This is a genomic window from Escherichia sp. AM3, assembly GCF_032029835.1.
Lineage (GTDB): Bacteria > Pseudomonadota > Gammaproteobacteria > Enterobacterales > Enterobacteriaceae > Escherichia > Escherichia coli.
In genome coordinates this window covers 1-221 of sequence record NZ_JAVUPQ010001392.1, presented here as the reverse complement: position 1 = coordinate 221, position 221 = coordinate 1, and the positions used below count along the sequence as shown (strand labels likewise).

Sequence of the window (221 nt, the reverse complement as noted above, 5' to 3'; positions counted from 1 at the left end):
GCTTCCCACTCTGCGTCGCCTTCCAGCGCTTTCAGAGCAGAACCACGAACGATCGGAGTGTCGTCGCCCGGGAAGTCGTACTGAGACAGAAGTTCACGAACTTCCATTTCAACCAGTTCCAGCAGCTCTTCGTCATCAACCATATCGCATTTGTTCAGGAACACGATGATGTACGGAACGCCTACCTGACGACCCAGCAGGATGTGCTCACGAGTCTGCGG

1 protein-coding gene is annotated in these 221 nt (G+C 54.8%); it reads right to left on the bottom strand.

All coding sequences use genetic code 11. The features are described from left to right. A partial coding sequence (locus RTW80_RS31185; RefSeq protein WP_233296762.1) for a GTP-binding protein occupies positions 1 to 221 on the bottom strand: 221 nt, incomplete at both ends.